The organism is Kitasatospora sp. HPM-01-4 (assembly GCF_051374625.1).
Taxonomy (GTDB): Bacteria; Actinomycetota; Actinomycetes; order Streptomycetales; family Streptomycetaceae; genus Kitasatospora.
Genome location: NZ_JBPQGP010000011.1, coordinates 52,245 through 67,918 on the forward strand (window position 1 = coordinate 52,245; position 15,674 = coordinate 67,918).

General features: G+C 71.3%; 17 protein-coding genes. 7 read left to right on the forward strand and 10 right to left on the reverse strand.

The window, feature by feature from the left end; translation table 11 throughout:
• Positions 1–13: 13 nt before the first annotated feature.
• A complete protein-coding gene (locus ACSMTC_RS40235) occupies positions 14–544 on the reverse strand; it encodes a hypothetical protein (protein WP_436565090.1) in 531 nt (176 codons plus the stop codon).
• A 115-nt stretch (positions 545–659) separates the two neighbouring features.
• On the reverse strand, positions 660–2,291 hold the full coding sequence (locus ACSMTC_RS40240; RefSeq protein ID WP_436565091.1) for a zinc finger domain-containing protein: 1,632 nt from the start codon (positions 2,289–2,291) through the stop codon (positions 660–662).
• 156 nt (positions 2,292–2,447) lie between these two features.
• Between ACSMTC_RS40240 and ACSMTC_RS40245 the strand changes: the two genes are divergently transcribed.
• Positions 2,448–2,861: a hypothetical protein gene (locus ACSMTC_RS40245; protein WP_436565092.1), complete on the forward strand. Its 414-nt coding sequence runs from the start codon at positions 2,448–2,450 to the stop codon at positions 2,859–2,861.
• A 36-nt stretch (positions 2,862–2,897) separates the two neighbouring features.
• On the opposite strand, the gene ACSMTC_RS40250 is transcribed toward ACSMTC_RS40245, so the two are convergent.
• The 8 genes from ACSMTC_RS40250 to ACSMTC_RS40285 form a co-directional block, all read right to left on the reverse strand.
• Positions 2,898–3,581, reverse strand: coding sequence for a hypothetical protein (locus ACSMTC_RS40250; protein WP_436565093.1), 684 nt, complete (start codon positions 3,579–3,581; stop codon positions 2,898–2,900).
• Between the two features lie 114 nt (positions 3,582–3,695).
• Positions 3,696–3,995 carry a hypothetical protein gene (locus ACSMTC_RS40255; RefSeq protein WP_436565094.1) on the reverse strand — a complete coding sequence of 100 codons (300 nt, stop codon included), beginning with the start codon at positions 3,993–3,995 and terminating at the stop codon, positions 3,696–3,698.
• Positions 3,992–4,309 (reverse strand): hypothetical protein, encoded by a 318-nt coding sequence (locus ACSMTC_RS40260; protein ID WP_436565095.1) that lies wholly within the window; start codon positions 4,307–4,309, stop codon positions 3,992–3,994. The genes ACSMTC_RS40255 and ACSMTC_RS40260 overlap by 4 nt, the downstream gene beginning before the upstream one ends.
• Positions 4,310–4,402: 93 nt before the next feature.
• On the reverse strand, positions 4,403–5,587 hold the full coding sequence (locus ACSMTC_RS40265; RefSeq protein WP_436565096.1) for a DciA family protein: 1,185 nt from the start codon (positions 5,585–5,587) through the stop codon (positions 4,403–4,405).
• Positions 5,588–5,723: 136 nt separating this feature from the next.
• Positions 5,724–8,042, reverse strand: a complete 2,319-nt coding sequence (locus ACSMTC_RS40270) for a hypothetical protein (RefSeq protein ID WP_436565097.1) — start codon at positions 8,040–8,042, stop codon at positions 5,724–5,726.
• A 1,116-nt stretch (positions 8,043–9,158) separates the two neighbouring features.
• Entirely contained in the window at positions 9,159–10,391 is a 1,233-nt protein-coding gene (locus ACSMTC_RS40275; RefSeq protein WP_436565098.1) for an NsdA family TPR-like regulatory protein, read from the reverse strand.
• A 254-nt stretch (positions 10,392–10,645) separates the two neighbouring features.
• A complete protein-coding gene (locus ACSMTC_RS40280) occupies positions 10,646–11,899 on the reverse strand; it encodes a helix-turn-helix domain-containing protein (protein WP_436565099.1) in 1,254 nt (417 codons plus the stop codon).
• The gene (locus ACSMTC_RS40285; protein WP_436565100.1) at positions 11,896–12,222 is read right to left on the reverse strand and encodes a putative quinol monooxygenase; all 327 of its coding nucleotides are present in this window, start codon (positions 12,220–12,222) and stop codon (positions 11,896–11,898) included. Before ACSMTC_RS40285 ends, ACSMTC_RS40280 begins: the two co-directional genes overlap by 4 nt.
• 439 nt (positions 12,223–12,661) lie before the next feature.
• Between ACSMTC_RS40285 and ACSMTC_RS40290 the strand changes: the two genes are divergently transcribed.
• From ACSMTC_RS40290 to ACSMTC_RS40315, 6 genes are all read left to right on the forward strand, one after another.
• A complete protein-coding gene (locus ACSMTC_RS40290; RefSeq protein WP_436565101.1) occupies positions 12,662–13,306 on the forward strand; it encodes a hypothetical protein in 645 nt (214 codons plus the stop codon).
• A 103-nt stretch (positions 13,307–13,409) separates the two neighbouring features.
• Positions 13,410–13,637 carry a hypothetical protein gene (locus ACSMTC_RS40295; RefSeq protein WP_436565102.1) on the forward strand — a complete coding sequence of 76 codons (228 nt, stop codon included), beginning with the start codon at positions 13,410–13,412 and terminating at the stop codon, positions 13,635–13,637.
• Positions 13,638–13,904: 267 nt separating this feature from the next.
• Positions 13,905–14,399 carry an ATP-binding protein gene (locus tag ACSMTC_RS40300; RefSeq protein WP_436565103.1) on the forward strand — a complete coding sequence of 165 codons (495 nt, stop codon included), beginning with the start codon at positions 13,905–13,907 and terminating at the stop codon, positions 14,397–14,399.
• A 92-nt stretch (positions 14,400–14,491) separates the two neighbouring features.
• Entirely contained in the window at positions 14,492–14,986 is a 495-nt protein-coding gene (locus ACSMTC_RS40305; RefSeq protein WP_436565104.1) for a hypothetical protein, read from the forward strand.
• Positions 14,987–15,017: 31 nt separating this feature from the next.
• The gene (locus ACSMTC_RS40310) at positions 15,018–15,269 is read left to right on the forward strand and encodes a WhiB family transcriptional regulator (protein ID WP_014138019.1); all 252 of its coding nucleotides are present in this window, start codon (positions 15,018–15,020) and stop codon (positions 15,267–15,269) included.
• 232 nt (positions 15,270–15,501) lie between these two features.
• Positions 15,502–15,654 carry a hypothetical protein gene (locus tag ACSMTC_RS40315; protein ID WP_436565105.1) on the forward strand — a complete coding sequence of 51 codons (153 nt, stop codon included), beginning with the start codon at positions 15,502–15,504 and terminating at the stop codon, positions 15,652–15,654.
• The last annotated feature ends 20 nt before the right edge of the window (positions 15,655–15,674 follow it).

Consider the following 15,674-nt stretch of genomic DNA (forward strand, 5'->3'; position numbering starts at 1 on the left):
CTCCAATAACGGCTCATCCCCCACCAACCCCGTTGATGGCGATCCGATTCCCCGCAAGCAGACCAGCCCGCCGCCCCCGCCGAAAGCTGAGACGCCTGCTTTGCACCCGGGTCTGGGACAGGAGACCGAGGCCGTCAAGGGTCGACGAATGCACCACCCGCCGCTTCCGCACCGCCGTGTAGGTGAGCTGGCGCCGCACCTCAGCAGGCGCCGCGTCCAAAATCGACTGGCGGGGGTTGGCGACCAAGTCGCTGCCGGGCCGGTCGGGGTCGAGCGGCCGGGAAAGGGCGGCGAGGTCGACACCGACTGTGCCACGCTCCGCCTGACGCCGGATCGGCTTGTCGGGCAGCTCCTGCTGGACCTTCACCAGGACGGAGGCGTACCAGCGGTGCCCGCCGCGGGAGACGGTGACGGACTGGATGGCAGCCTGACCCTGGCCGATGAGCCGGGCCAGGCGCTTGCCGGAGTTGTGGGTGCGAACTTCGCCGAGGCTGGGCAGCCGTAGTCGGCGGTAGCCGAGCAGCCGGATCCCGGGCTTCTTCACATCGTGGTGCAGCCGGAAGCTGTCCCGGCACCGGCCCTTCTTCTTGTACTTCGGGTAGCCGATCCTTCGGCCGGCCCGGACACCGCGCAGTGAGGCCAGCCAGTTGCTTCGCCTGCTACTTCCCGCGGGGACCGTCCGCTGTTCCGCCGGCGGTCTTGTTCTTGCGGGCGATGCGCTCGTTGTGCGGACCGCCGTTCGCGGTGGTGCACGCTTCACCGGGGGGCTGGCCGCAGGCCGGGCAGGTGCCCCGCAGCCCGCGGGCCCTTCGTTCGTCGAGGATCGGCTGGATCCGCTCGTCGTGGGGCCCCAACAGTCCGGTCGCATGGCAGTTCTGCCCAGCTCCCGCGCCACAGCGAGGGCAGGAGCGTGCGATCCACAACCGGCGGGAGACCTTCTCCTTCGGGGTCCACGACCCGCGTACGAGGCGGTACCGGGAGGCCCGCGCCTCGGCCTGATTGTTGCTGGCCTCGGCCCGGGCGACCCAGCGTTCGATAGTCGCCTGCTGCCTGGGGTCGAGCGCGTCGCCGACGATGGCCGCCTCCCGGACGAGTCGATCCACCAGCCCGCACATCTCGGCGGTCATCATGGTGCGCCGGCCTTCGAGGTTGGCGAGGAGCTTGTCCACCCGCTGCTGGGCGAACCAGATCTCACCCGGCAGCGCCGTCCGGCCACGCGCGGCGGTGGCGGCCAGGTGCTCCGCGGCGGCCGCCACGGTCGTCTCCTCGGAAGCTGTGCGTTCGTGGGAGGCCGTGGCGTTGGCGAGCAGCAGCAGCTGGTGCACTCGGTTGCTCTCCTGGTCCCGGACGGCCTGGTCGATGCGCGCGAACAGGTCTTGGCGGGCCTTGGCCTGCACGGCAAACCACTGGTCGAGGTCTTGGAGGGCCTGGTCGACTTGGGAACGGATCAGCGGATCGAGCGGACCCAGGGAGCGGATCTCCTCGACGATGCCGGTGACGACCACCACCGACCCGAGCTTGCGGCCGTCGGCGAGGCGTCGCAGCAGCGCCTTGGCGCGGGCCGCCGTGTTGGGCGTCCCCGCCGCCGACCGGTATCCGGTGCCACCGGATCGGGGACCACGGCGGGCGGCGAGGATCTCCTCCACGGCGGGGGTGCGGAAGCCATCTGGAGACATGTGGCACTCGTCGAGGCTGAACCACTCGGTGTCTCGGGCGGGGGCCTGGGTGCCGATGCGCACCCGGCGGGAGGTTCCGGCGCTGTCCAACCGGACCCGGTGCACGTACCGGCGCCGGACCAGGGTGTCGACGTCAACCGGTACCGTCGCGCCGAGGACCGGCTCGATCAGGTCGTCGTCCCACACCGGCGCCACCGCGCCGTCCAGGTGCAGGCGCAGCCCGCGGGTTCCGTGTTCCCAGGCGATGTCGACGACGGAGCCGAGCGGCTCGCGCAGGTGGACGGCGCCTGGGTGGTCCTGGTCGAGGAGCCAGGCGATGGCGGCGGACTTTACGTAGAGGTGGTCGGCGCTGGAGACGTCCCGGGCCCGGCGCTCGCACACGTGCAGGCCGGTCGGATCGGGCAGGTGCGCGAAGTGGCAGACGCGGTCGGTGTAGAGCTTCGTGGTGAGCTGGGTGCCGCAGCCGCCGAGCAGCAGCCCGCACCAGAAGGTGTCCTCGACGTGCCGCCGGCGGAAGGCGTCCAACTCGATCGCCTCCAGCGGCAGGATCAGCGGCTCCTCCGAGTCCGCGCCGCCCAGTACCGCCGTCTGGATCCGCCGCTTGTCACCCGGCAACGACAACCCCCCAACAGGCGCCTGACCACGGACTCTCATCGTGCCACCGCACCGAAGCCCTGGGCGGGGCAATGCAGAAATCGCCCGCCGGGAGCGGTGCGCCCTCACGGCGACGGCCTGGCCCTCGCCGACACAGGCTGGTGCAAGGATGACCAGATGGACGAAGCCGTACCCAGCAGAGCCGAGCAGGTCCACCTCTACCTTGAGACGCTGCGGGCCCGCATGGACCCCGACCAGTTCCGTGTGCTGCGCCACCTCTTGGACGGGGCCTTGCTCGCGCTGTCCGGGCGCTCGGGCGAAGGCGAGGTCGACCTCGCCGACGAGGACGAGGTCTACAACACCCCGGAGGTGCAGAAGGAGCTTCTGGCGGCGCTGGCCATCCTGGCGACCGGCACGCTGGAGCACCACATCGTCGACCTCGGTGACGGTGCCTCCGTGGTGATGACGCCCGAGGCGGCCAACGATCCGGAAGCGGTCCAGCGGATGCGCGAGTTCGTCGCCAAGCAGCGGGCCGAGCGCGAGCACACCGACGCCGTGCTGCGGGGCATCGCCGACGCCTCCCAGACCTGATACCGGCCCGCGCCGGGGCGCCGGCTCGGCCGCTGGTCAGCCGCGCCGGCGAAGGTGGAAGGCGACATCTGAGGACGTCTGGCCGGCCAGCAGGGCGAGAGGCTCCAGCAGCCCCTCCCAGAGCGCGTCGGTGCCCTCAGGCTGCGCCCCGGTCAGCCGGCTGACGGCCGCCTGCGCCTGCTCCCGGGTCAACGGCGAGGGCAGCATCGGATCGGCGAGGGCTTCGTAAACGCCCTCCACCCTGGCCAGCAGCTGCTCGCGGCGCTCCTGGGCGGAATCGACAGACTGGGCGTCGCGCGCGATCAGCAGGGCCGAGACCGGAACGGACAGCGCGGCGTGCAGCTGTCCGAGCGTCGGCTCCTCCGCCAGCTCCGCCACCACCTGGTCGGACAGCGCATCCTTGCCGTCGACCACCCGCTCCAGGATGGCGATACCAAGCACGGTGTAGGCGCTGACGCACGGCCACATCACCGCCTCCACCGCATCGGTGTACCGATAGGAGGCACGGCGCACCTCATCCAGCGCCCGCGACCGGAAGGTGAACCGGGCACCATCATCGAGGTGCTCGGCGTGATCGGACAACGCGAACAGCCGGTCCAGTGCCGCCCGGGAACTGCCCCACTCGTGCCGCACCTCGGTCATCGAGAAGTGCAACGAGGCCAGCGCCTCGAACTCGGCACCGCTCAGGACCGCCAGCTGTGCCCTACTAGGAAACCGCACGGCTCACCCCTCCCCGTTGGTCAACGCCCCGCGGCCGCCCACGCTACCCCCGCCGGGGCCGTGGCCGGCGAATCCCCCGGACGGCATCACCGCGGAGGCACGACACCGAGGTGGTCAGGGCCCGGCGATGATCCAGGTCACGAACACGCTGGCCATGGTCTCGTGCACCCGGTACACGACGCTGATGCGGTCGCCGGTGTCGGAGGCGGGATCGGTGCGGGCGGTGTAGTCGTCGACCTCGGGGTCGGTGCCGCCGGGCACCGGGATACCCAGCCGTGGGTAGAGCGCGAGGCGTTCGACGAGCTTCTCCACCGCGTCCAGCTCGCCCGGGCGCAGTTGGGCGAGGGCGGCTTCGGCGGTGTTGGAGAGGAAGACGTGCAGCGGCTCGCGCGGCTCGGTGGGCTGGTCGGTCACCGGTCGCCGCCTGCGGCGCGTGCCCGGGCGAAGGCGTCGCCGGCCGGGGTCCACCGCTGGCCGCCGATCGGCGCGGCCAGCGACGCCATCGCCTGTTCGTTGGTGCGCAGGAGCAGGCGGTGGCGGTAGGTGGCGACGACCTCGGCGACGGCGGCGAAGTCGCCGATCGGGGAGGCGTCGAGGGCGGCGGCCAGGTCCTGCTCGAACTGCTCGCGGTCGCCGGGCAGGCCGTAGCGGGACAGGGCGGTGCGCAGCTCGTGCAGGGTGGCCGGCCGGGTTGCGGCCGCGTCCTGGTGGTCGGGCTGGGTGGTCACCTGGTCCTCCTCGGTGGTGGCGGCCGCCGTGGCGACGGGCTGCAGGTTCGACGGTAGCGGTTGGCGGGCGGGTGCTGGAGCGGCCGGCAGGGATCAGAGTTCGGGGACGCAGACTCGGCAGAACTTGTAGTTCTTCCTGCCCTTCGGACCGGTGTGTTCCTTCACCCAGGACAGCGCTTCCTCCCTGGTCATCGCGAGAAGGGCCGGGTAGGGGTAGCGGGTTGCGAAGTTGTCGTCGCGGTTCTGCTCGGGCAAGTGGCTGTAGGTCTGCAGGCAGAACTCGTAGCGACTTCCCACCGGCCGGTCGTGCGCCGAGCCGGTCCCTGCACCACGCATCGCGTGGACAATGCTGGAGCATGGCGTGCGGTGGAGCGTGTGCCTTCCGGCTGCGAAGGGATAGAGCTCCGGTTGCCCGTACCGACGGCAGCGCTCGTCGACGTCATCGAAGAACCGGTCGAGCCCGTCGCGGCCCCGGGCGCAGGCGGGACATCCCTCACCGAGGCACTCTTGGCCTTCAGCCGCTGGTCGTTCCGCACCGGGTCGGCTGATCATGCGGTATCTCCGAGAGCTGCGAATGCCGCGCTCCAGGGCGACATCGTCGGTGCGCGGCGCGGCGGGATCGAACCAGCGGGTCGGGGTACCGGCCTGCCGGACGTCCAGTGCCAGTTGCGCGGTGTAGGGGTTGCAGCCGTCCGGGTAGAAGGCGAGGGCCAGGTCCGGCCGGTCTGCCACCAGGCGGGCGTCGCGGCGGCGGGCTGCGTCCGGGCAGTACTCGATCCAGTCTCGTTGGCGGGCCCGCCGATGGCCGGTTCCGGTGGGGCAGTCGGGCGAGCAGAAGGCCCACGCGACCGTGCGCCGGGTGGCATAGATGCCGTTGTTCTTCGCCCATTGCGCTGCCCAGGTCTCGGGACCGTCCTGGCCGGTGGTCACAACCTCGATCCGTCGTCCGTCGTCCTGGGTGGCGTCGTGCCATGCCTCCAGGAGTGCTTGCTCGACCAACTCGCGGCCAAAGAGGGTGGGCGTACCGGTAACCAGGATCCACCGGGCGTCCAGCGCCAAGCGGATCTGCCTGACCTCGGGGGTGCCGTCGGCGGCTGCGATCCGCTTCAGCAAGGCCGGCGTGACGAGGCGCAACTGGGTCCGCCAGAGATCGTTGGCGCACCGCAGGAGAAGAACGCCGTCCTCGAGGCGGCAGGCCTTGGCTCGGGCCGCAACGGTCTCACCGACCAGGGCTGACCACCATGCGAACTCGTCCTGCGTCGCGACGGCCGCTGTCACACGCCCCTCCTCGTCCCCGACGCCTCCGCACGGCAGTCTCCCGCACCGAGCGCGACGATGACGGCAAGACCGCGAGTCTTCGCCTGTCGCCCGTTCGACCACTCCCTGCCGCCGACGCTGCTGCTGGGCTGATCCATCAGCCGTTCACCGCCTCCCGGACCGCACCCGTGGCGGTATGGATCTGCTCGGCGCGCTGGCGCAGCGCCTGGACCGCTTCGAGGCGGCGCACGAGCAGGTGGCGGGCCGTGTTGGTGCGGGCCTGCTCGGCGGCGCGGTCGGCGGCGGCCACGGCCGAGGCGTGGGTGGGGTGGCGGTGGGCGCGGCGCATCGCGGCCGCGTGGGCCAGCTCGGCCTCGGCGTCGGCCTGCGGGAAGCGGGTCAGCAGCACGAGGGCGCTGGCCCGGTACTCGGCGGCGGCGTTCTGGACGGTGAGCAGGTCGGACGCGCGGATACCGGCCAGGTCGGCGCCGGCGGGCCGGCTCCGGAGCATCTCGGCCCGCAGCTCGCCCCGGACGTGGGCGACGACGGCGTTGACGTCCTCCCGGTCGGTGAGGTCGGCGGATCCCGCGAGCACCAGGGCCACGCACTCGCGGATCGCTGACCGGGTCGCCCGCACGCTCCAGCACGAGGCGCACAGGCCAGCGGCCCGCTCGGCGCCGCACTCCTCGCACGGCAGCGCTTGCCGGGCGGCCTCGGCGGCCGCAGCCTGCGCCTCACGGACCGCACGGCGGGCCTCGGCCTCGGCGCGCTGCTGCTCAGCCCGCTGACGGTCCGCCACCTGCTGCTCGGCGCGCAGCATCGCGTGCCGGTGCAGCCGCTCGTCGACCGCCGTACGGCGCTGCTCGGCGGTGGCGCTGTCCGGCAGCACGGCCACCGCCTCGTGGACCAGGGCCCGGCGGGTCGAGCGGCGGTCGGCGAGGCGCTGCTCGCACGTCGTGCAGTCGGTGCCGGTGTCCAGGCGGATCCCGTCGTCGCAGGCCAGGTGGGCACACTCGCGGCGCTGCGGCAGGCCCTTGGCAAGCAGCCAGCCGACCGGGTCGGTGACCAGCGCGCTGCCGCCCTGCTCGCGCAGCCGGAACTTGAGCCGGTCGGCCAGCGCGGCACCGGCGTTCTCGTTGCCGGTCCAGGCAGCGATGCGGCCCAACTCGGCCCGTACGGCGGCCGTGATCCGGCGCCGCGCCCAGGCCCGGTCCAGGCGCTGCCACAGGCACTCCACCGAGGCCAGCACCGGGGCTAGGTCCTGCGGCGGCTGGGGAACCACCCGTCGGCGAAGGCCTCGCCCCGACAGCTCCGGCTGCTCCTGGTCGTGGTGGTCGATGGCGCTGGGGTTGGGCTTGTCCCCGCGCAGCGGGCCACCCTCGCCCTGGTGAACGCCCGGCCGGCCATCGACCGTGTCGTCCAGGGCGGTGCCCGCGTGCTCCTCGCGCACGCCCGCGCGCTCCGGCCGACGGTGCTCAACCACGACGTCGGCTCCGCCGGAAAAGCCACCATCCACAGTCACTTCACCCACTACATCAGCCACAGGAGAGTGAGAGGCGTGAAGGGGGGTCGTATCGTCCAGGTCTGAAATCTGGGCCTCGGCCACCTCTTCCACCCCGCTGACCTGCGAAGTCTCACCAGTCACAGGCGCCTCACCCGGGGGGGTCGCAGCGTCCAGGTCGCTGGCGAAACCCGCAGCAGTGCCCCGGGCGGCCTCCCGGCACACGGAACCGGCCGACTCCGCCGGCTTCACCAGCCCGGCCCGGTGCGCGGCCGCCACCGCGGGCAGCACCAGCCGCGACCGGGACAGCAGACCGCCGACACCACGCCGCGGACGCTCCACCAGCCCCACCTCCGCCAGCCGAGCCAGCACCGGCACCGCCCCGGCCGGGGCGCAGCCCAGCATCCGCGCCAGCGTCACCGCCGGCCGCCCGGCTTCGGTGTCCACCACACCGCCGCACAGCCGCACCCGGCCCTTGTCGTTGGCCTCCAGCACCAGCAGCAGCGCCGCAAGACGGTCCGTCGCCGCCCCCCGACCCGTCCGGCCCGCCAGCGGCCCGGCATCGGTCACCGAGCCGCCCCGGTGCGCCCAGCCCGGCGCGAACAGCGCCTCCACCAGGCCGTGCAGCACCGCGAACTCCTTCTTCGTCAGGTTCAGCGGATGCCCCGCCTGCCCCCGGGCCGCCCACAGCGCGCCCATCCGGCACTTCAGCGCCTGGTCGTCGTTGTAGTCGCCCTTGAAGGTCTCCATCGAGACGCAACCGCTGGCACGCACCTGACGCACCACGGCCTTCATCCGGTCCGCGGACAGCCCCAGCCACCGGCCAAGCTCCGGCTTGCGGATCACCACCACACCGGTCTCATCCGGCGTACGCGACATCAGCACCACCGCCGCCAGCCGCACCGCATCCGACGCCCCGGCCAGACCCGGCTCCGCCAGCAGCGCCCGCACCGCACCCCGCAGCCGCGAACGCATCACCCCAGTCAACGCCAACGGCGCCAACACCGCCTGCCGCTCACGGCCGGCCGACGAGCACTCCTGAGACGTACCGGCCTGAGCCGGAACCGCGCCAGTAGCGCCAGCGGACTCCTGGCGCTGGCCCGGCACCATCGCGACCGCCGCGCTCACTGGACACCCCCCGACCGGACGCCGAGAGCACCCGGGCACGACGGCGCGGCCGCCACCGAAGGAGCGGCGGAGGACGGCAGGGGCGGGGCGGAGGCAGGAACGTCGACGGATCGCACGCGACATACAGGGGTCGAGAACCCCCACCCGTGTGACACGACAGCCCCACCCAAAAGAGTGATCTGCGTCACGACGGGCTGACGGCGCGCCGGGCGCCCGACAACCGGTCCGACAACCCGTCCGTTGCGAGAGGCCAGGCAGGGAGCGGGAAAACGGCCCTCGGGCCGACTGAGCACGGGACCAGGGACGCCGAAACCAGTGGCACCGACAACGGCACCACGGATACGGCGAGACTGGCAGCCCGCAGAGCGGTGCTGCAAAATGACAACGCCTCCTAGCAGTAGGTGGGCACAACAAAGGCGCCCCTTGTGGGTGCTGGTTCCTGGTAGAACCTGAAAATCGCCAGACCGACCGGTTGGAAGCCGGAGGTCAGGCCCTCGCTCAACGAGTTGGAAGCTCGGAGAGCGGTGAAGTGAAGGCCGCGCAGGGCTGGTGTTGGAAGCACCAGGACCGGGAAGCGGCCGGGCGGTGTAGACCGGGTGGAAGTCCCGGTCAGGGAGCCGCCCGAAGTCGGCTACGTCACCTCAACAACCCCCTCAGGGGGAGAGGTGCGGCCGCACACACCAACGACGGCACCCCGCCGGAGCGACTCAGAAGCAGTCGCCTCCACGGCGGGGTGCCGCGTGCGTGTAAGGGCGCGGGTGCGGGTACGCTGATCCATGTCGAGACCGCCTTGGGCTTTAGGTCGTCGGCCGTGCCCCCGGAGTGCAGCCTCGCGGGGGTTAACCATGTATTGATCGTTGTCGGGGATCAGACTACTCCCTCGACACTCGGTGCACGTGAGCGCTAACCGTCCGTGTCGATCTGACGCTGCGAAGCGCTGATAGAACGACAAGCTCGTTTCGGTCATCGGGGGTTCCGCAGCTCACGCAGATGCGCGATGAACTCGACCGCCTCCGGTGCGTGCGAGTACCGGCTGTGGAGCACCTGGCCCAGGTCGGCGGACACCATCGCCAGCGACGGCAGCGACTGCCGATCGCCCCGCAACGCTCGCTCGCCATAGGTCAGCGCGGTGTCCAGGTCGCCTTCACGGGCGGCGACTACGCCGAGCGTCACTCGGGCCTCGGCGATGCGCATGGGAGCCCGCTCGGTCCCGTCGAAATCGGTGTTCGCACGGATCACCTCGTTCGCCAACTGCTCCGCGAGCCGGTCCTCGCCGACGCGCCTGTATGCGTCCATCCGGTAGAAGTCGAACTTGGCGGGGTCCACCACGAAGTGGTTCTCGATGTTCTCCGGGTAGGGCAGGGTCTCCAGCAGCAGCCGGCCCTTGTCCAGCGCGACCTCGGTCTGCTGACGGTCCCCCAGCCGCGCCCATGCCTTCGCCTGCTGGGCGTAGAGCTGCGCGGCCACCGACTCGTTCGGGGCCGCGGCGATCCCGGCCTCGGCGGCGGCGATGACACCGCGGTAGTCACCCCGGGTCAGAGCGAACCAGGCCCGCATCTCGTGTGCCCATCCCTGGACACTGAGTTCGCCGGCCTCCGTGCCGAGCATCAGCGCGGCCTGGCGGGTCGCCTCCGCGTCCCGCGGCCGCCCGGAGTCGTACTCCACGCACCCCACCAGCAGTGACAGCTTCCCGGCGAGGGCGATCAGCTCGCGGTGCTGAGCCAGGCTCACTCGCTGGTGCTGAAGGCCGACCACGCGGGCGAGCCAGGCCCGGCCCTCGATGAGCAGCTGGTCCGCCGGCATGTAGGCGTACTCGCAGCACAGCCGGTCCGCAGTGATGCGAAGGGCGTCCAAGGTGGCAGCATCGACGTCGCTCGCGCGAAGCCGGGCGATGATGTCCACAGTGTCCATGCCGCTGACCTGGAGGATCTCAGCACGACCGTCCCGCCGGCTCCGTTCCGGGAAGAACGCGCCGGTAGTCGTGCTGAACGTTGCGGCGATGTACGGCTGGTACTTCTTCGGCTGGTTCTCCCCCGCCTCCCAGCGCTTCCACTGCCGCAACAGATCCTGCTCGCCGACCTCCTGATCGGCGGGCAGACGAGCCATCAGCGCCCGCACTGCGTCGAGCTGCGACCAGTCCCGAGCCGCACGCTCCTCAACCATCCGACGTGCCCAGTCGGGACGTTCGTCGACCATCGCAACCCCTCCCTTTGCACTGTCTCTGACGCGGCGAGTGTGGCACGGAGTATCGGTCAGGCGGAGGTGACAGAAGCCGGTGACATCTCATTTGTCACCGCTCCGCGTCACTTTCCGTAGCCCTCCGATCGAGGAACGGTGATCTCTGCCGGGTTCTCCAGCGACCCGGCTCAGCAGCCGGATTGAGGGAGTGACAGGTGTCGATCGACTTATGCGAGCGGAACGCCGAGGCGGTTCTGACCCTCGCCGTGGCCCTAATCAAGAGCGTCAGCCCGTTCCGCCAGGTCCAGCAGGTCTCGCGGGGCGTTCGGGCCTGCGATCAGGACCAGCTCATGGATGGTGGCGCGAGCGGCCTGGTGGGTCTGGATGGTCTCCGGCGCGACGGCTTCGGCGCGCAGCAGGCAGTCGAGGGCTTCCCCTCCGTGGCGCCTCTGCGCGTGGGCTCGCCCCAAGTCCATCAGCAGCCGACCTTGGCGCTCAGGCGACAGGCCGTCGGTGTTGATGGCGAGGCCGATGTCCAGTGCCTCTCCTGCGTCCCCGAGGTCGACAGCGGTACTCACCGCCTGGATCTCGACGTTGACTGGTCCGAACTCCAGGTTGAAATCGTTCCTGTTCTCACCCAGTCGAGCGGCGATCGTCCGAGCCTCGTTGATCTCCTCCTTGGCTTCGGCTCGGGCACTGGCACGTGCATGCACCAACGCCAGCGCGAGGTGGAGGGACCCGAGTACGGAGAGCGCCTGCGGCGAGCTGTCGCCCTGCTCTCGCAGGGCTTCGATGGCTGTCCGGGCGGCGTGTTCGGCTTGGCCGAGGCTGCGCAACCGGACGAATGCCTGGACCATGCGGAACACACTGGCGCAGACGTGGAGCGGCTCACCGGATCGTTCTGCGGCGAAGACGGCGCGATCGGCGGCCACCCAAGCGGCGTCGGCTTCGCCTTGGCGTACAAACGCAGCCGACAGGGCTTGATAGGCCCGGGAGAGCAGCAGGTACAGCTCGGCGCGCTCCTGTTCGGGCACGGAGCGCGCCGCCTGCTCCAGATTGGGGAGCAGGTCTGCGGCCAGGGTGCTGACCTGAGCCAACTGTCCCCCGTGCGTCAGTTCCCAGAGGTCGTCGACATCGCTGCGCAGCGCTTCAACGGGCCTGCCATCGCCGCTGCCGGACAGCAGCGTGCGGAGTGCCGGGTGCCCGGAGAGCAGCCGACGCGTCTCATCCAGGTCATTGGACAGCGCGAGTGGGGCGGGAGCCGATGACTGTCCGCCGAGGTCTGACGGAGCGCTGGGGCGCAGTTGCTGGACAGACACGCCAAGCTCGTCAGCGAGTTGCTGGAGGAGGTCAACCCGCTGCACCGGTTGGATGCCTCGCTCCACCTGTGACATCCAGCTACTCGTCTTTCCGAGCGCTGCGGCGAGCTCGGCCTGGGTCCGTCCCCGCTCTTTGCGGTACTTCTGGACGCGCTGCCCGAAGGCACGGTCCTGTGGATCAACGTCCCTTCCCGTTGGCTTCATCATCCCTCCGCTCCAGGACGCTTGCTGAGCCCCGCCAACTCGTCGAGGAACGTCACCTCAATGCCGGCCAGGAACTGCTCGCGTGCCGCGAGGAAGTGCTTGGTGTGCGCCTGATCCTCGTGGGCTTGGAACGCGGCGCGGTCGGCGTAGAGCTCGTAGAAGACCCTTACCAACGGCTCGTCGACCGGGACATGCACGGCGTAGACCAGCGTCCCGGGCTCTGCGCGGATGCCTGCGGCGGTCTGCGCCACCAGGTCGTCGAACTGCCGCGCAGCCGTGGCGTCTCGCAGGGTGAAGCGCACTGTCAGTGCATATCCGCTGGGCATGGGCTGGCCTCTCTATCTGCCATTACGTCACGGACAGAGTCTCATACTGGGCAGCAAAGTGCTATCTAGCACTCTGACTCTTGACTCGCACTCACAGTGCTAGTAGCTTCAAAGTATGCCGAGCGGCACGGAGAGTGATCTCCGAGTCAGAGCGGTGTCTGTGCAGGTAGTCGGCGCCCTCGTGGGCGTCGGCTGCCGGCACTGAGCAAAACAGCGGCTGTCAGCCGCCTTCGGGCGGTGGCGAGGTCGAGGGGTTGAGCTCTAGCTCCCCCAAGCGCCGGACGGCTGTACCTCATATCGAGCAACACCAGAACGACCCTGAGCAGCGTGCTGCGCTGCCTGTCCGCCAGGACCACCCGACATCGGGCCGGCCCTGGCGGGCGGAGAGAGCAGCAACCTCTCGCCCTTCTCCCCCTCGACCTTCCCCGGGAGGACCCCGATGTCGACCTACCGCACCCGCTCCCGCCGCGCCTACAACCGCGAGCCCCTCCAGCTCAGCAAGCTCAACCCGGCCGACATCGACATGCTGCCCGGCCTGCAGATCTCCATCGTCTGCCGGAAGTGCAACAGCTGGCACCGCATCGTCGGCAAGACCGACCTCAAGGTGATCCAGCACGGACTCGGCAACGGAGAGAGTTGCCCCGGCGGCAACCAGCAGGTCCAGATCGACATCACGCCGGAGCAGTGGCTGGCCCGCCGTCGGCGCCAGCAGCTGGAGGCGCTGCCCGCGCAGACTCGCCGCGCGGCCCGCCAGCACTTCAAGCCACTGCCCGCCGTGCCCGGCCCGGTCCACCTCATGGCCACCCCCCGGCCCACCGTCGAGCTCACGGCGAGCGAGCGCACCGAGCAGTGGGAGAAGCTGCAGCCCCACGTCAAGGACACGAACGACCGGCGGGCGGAGCCGCTGAAGGGCGCCATCGGTCCGATCCGCGGCGCCAGCGTGCCGACCGAGCAGCGCAACACCCAGGAGCAGTCCCAGGCGCTCGCCAAGGCGCGCACCGCCCAGGCGATCCGCGAGGCGAGCCCGCTGCACAAGGTCCGCAAGTCGGCGGGCAACGGCACCGCCCAGGCGTCCGTCGCCTGACACCACTGGGCCAGGCCCGCTTCCAGAACTGAATCACCCTCACCAGCCAACCGCGGCGGCCCGGAACTCTCCGGGCCGCCGCTTCGCATCCCAGGAGATCCCCGTGCGCTACGCCATCGTTCCCCGCGCCCTGCTCGAGCAGCTCATCGAGATCAGCACCCCGAAGGTGAAGAAGAACGCCGACGCCGAGCAGCCCCGTACCGACGAGCGCCGCACGCCCGCCGAGGACCGGCTGGTCGCCGCGCGCAGCCCGCTGCGGTCCGGACCGCGCTGGGTGTTCCGCCGGCCGATGCTCTACGCCTCCGGCACCCCGGCCCCCGTCCACGCCTGATCCGCCAGCGTTCTCCTGCGCCGCTGCCCGTCGCCGCCGCCCCGGACCCCCGGTGCGGCGACGGCGGGGGGACGGCAGGAGCTGCTCCCACCAACAGCGACGGCCCCGGGAAGGCGATCCCGGGGCCGTCATCGTCGCGCCTAGCAGAGAGGCAACGACTGTGCTGCACACCATGATTGCACGCCCCGAGCTGAACCCGGCCGCGGGGGACAGCGACCCGGACATGGACGAGGCGCTGCGCCGGGTCCGCCAGGGCGGGGGTCGGCGATGACCACCACGACCTTCGGCACCGGCACCGCGCCCGGCCTGACCACCCACGACCCCGTGCTGCCCGCGCCCCGGCCGGGCCTGTTCCTGCGCCAGCGCCTCGGCGGGATCACCGCCCACCTGACGGCCGACCAGGACACCGTGCACACCGTCCGGGCCCTGGCCCTGACCGTCCTGGTCGCCCACGGCGTCGACCTGGACACCGCGCGGGACGCGCAGCTGGTCCTGTCTGAGCTGATCGGCAACGCGGTTCGCGCCTGCGGGGCGCACGTCCCGCTGGTCGTGGAGGTCCACCGCGCCGAGCACGACGCGGTCGTCACCGTCCACGACCCGCTCTTCGGCGCCGGCCCGCGCCGCACCGGCACCGCCCCCGACAGCGACGAGGCGGAGACCGGCCGCGGCCTGGTCCTCCTCGACATCCTCGCCCCCGGCTGGACCGTCAAGCCCTCGCCGATCGGCAAGCTCATCCGCTGCCGCATCCCCGCAGCCGGCTGACCGACCGCCCCTCCCCCCGCGCCCGCTGCGCCCCGGACCTCAGCCCGGGGCGCAGCGGCGCTCCGTGAACTTCCCCGGCCGGAGGCCACATCATGAAGCACCGCGCCCGTACCTCTTCCCCCGCCCGCCGCGCGTACTACGACGCCGCCAGCTACCGCCGCTGGATCGCCTGGCAGATCGGCCCGCGTCGCGTCGGCGGCATCTACCGGGGCCCCTACGTCAGCGACACCCCCTACGAGGTCCTGGCGATCGACCCGGGCCCGCGCGAGGGCTGGCCGGCCTGGCAGATCACCGTGCGCACCCTCGGCGAGGACCGGATCCGCCAGCACTGCACCGCCTGGGACCACGGGCGCGACGTGGTCATCGACGGCCCCGCCGCCGTGACGGTCTGGGCCCATCACACCCACGCCCACCACGCCAGCACGGTCGCGTGGCTCAAGAGCGTGCGCCCCGCCGAGACGGCCGTGTGCCCGCTCACCGTCAGTACGGGCGCCTTCCGCGAGCAGCTTCACCTCCTGGACGAGATCGCGCACCCGGACACGATCGCCGCGTTCCAGCGGCTCGCCCACACCGCCCAGATCGCCTGACCCGCACCACGACGCAGAAGGAGACAGAGCCATGGACTGGCGCCACCGCGCGGTGTGCCGCGAAGAGGACCCGGAGCTGTTCTTCCCGATCGGGAACACCGGCCCGGCCCTGCTGCAGATCGAGGAGGCGAAGGCCGTGTGCAGGCGCTGCCCGGTCATGGAGCAGTGCCTCCAGTGGGCCTTGGAGACCGGCCAGGACGCCGGCGTCTGGGGCGGCATGAGCGAGGACGAGCGGCGGGCGATGAAGCGCCGCGCCGCCCGCAACCGCGCCCGCACCGCCTGACCACCCGTGCCCGACATCCGCTCACCCAGCGGCCCCACCCCAGGCGAACACCGCCTCCGGGGCGGGGCCGCTGGTTCTCCGGCCTGTCCGGACCTGGTCCGGACAGGCCGGAGAGCCTGCCGGTCGGCGGCTCCAGCAAGAAAAAGAGGCCCGTTCGCCGCGGGCCTCTCGCGCGATCCGCTTGTAGAGGAGCGAACCGCATGTCCCACGGTACCCGTACCGGGGGTGCGTCGTGAGCACTCCGGTCGACATCGAACCCGACGAGTTCTACGCCGTGCGCCACCCGCTGCTGGCGGTGGCGGCCACCTTCGCCGCCCTGTCCACCACCTTCACCTCGCAGGCCGACGACGGCCTCGACGACACCGCCCCGGAGGCCGGTTCCTGACCGGTCCCTCCGACATCTGC

Excerpts from the sequence above, each read along its gene's own strand:
- ACSMTC_RS40245 (WP_436565092.1), top strand. The coding sequence starts at position 2,448 with ATGGACGAAGCCGTACCCAGCAGAGCCGAGCAGGTCCACCTCTACCTT.
- ACSMTC_RS40270 (WP_436565097.1), bottom strand. The coding sequence starts at position 8,042 with ATGCGTTCGCGGCTGCGGGGTGCGGTGCGGGCGCTGCTGGCGGAGCCG.
- ACSMTC_RS40275 (WP_436565098.1), bottom strand. The coding sequence starts at position 10,391 with ATGGTCGACGAACGTCCCGACTGGGCACGTCGGATGGTTGAGGAGCGT.
- ACSMTC_RS40280 (WP_436565099.1), bottom strand. The coding sequence starts at position 11,899 with ATGATGAAGCCAACGGGAAGGGACGTTGATCCACAGGACCGTGCCTTC.
- ACSMTC_RS40285 (WP_436565100.1), bottom strand. The coding sequence starts at position 12,222 with ATGCCCAGCGGATATGCACTGACAGTGCGCTTCACCCTGCGAGACGCC.
- ACSMTC_RS40290 (WP_436565101.1), top strand. The coding sequence starts at position 12,662 with ATGTCGACCTACCGCACCCGCTCCCGCCGCGCCTACAACCGCGAGCCC.
- ACSMTC_RS40300 (WP_436565103.1), top strand. The coding sequence starts at position 13,905 with ATGACCACCACGACCTTCGGCACCGGCACCGCGCCCGGCCTGACCACC.
- ACSMTC_RS40305 (WP_436565104.1), top strand. The coding sequence starts at position 14,492 with ATGAAGCACCGCGCCCGTACCTCTTCCCCCGCCCGCCGCGCGTACTAC.
- ACSMTC_RS40310 (WP_014138019.1), top strand. The coding sequence starts at position 15,018 with ATGGACTGGCGCCACCGCGCGGTGTGCCGCGAAGAGGACCCGGAGCTG.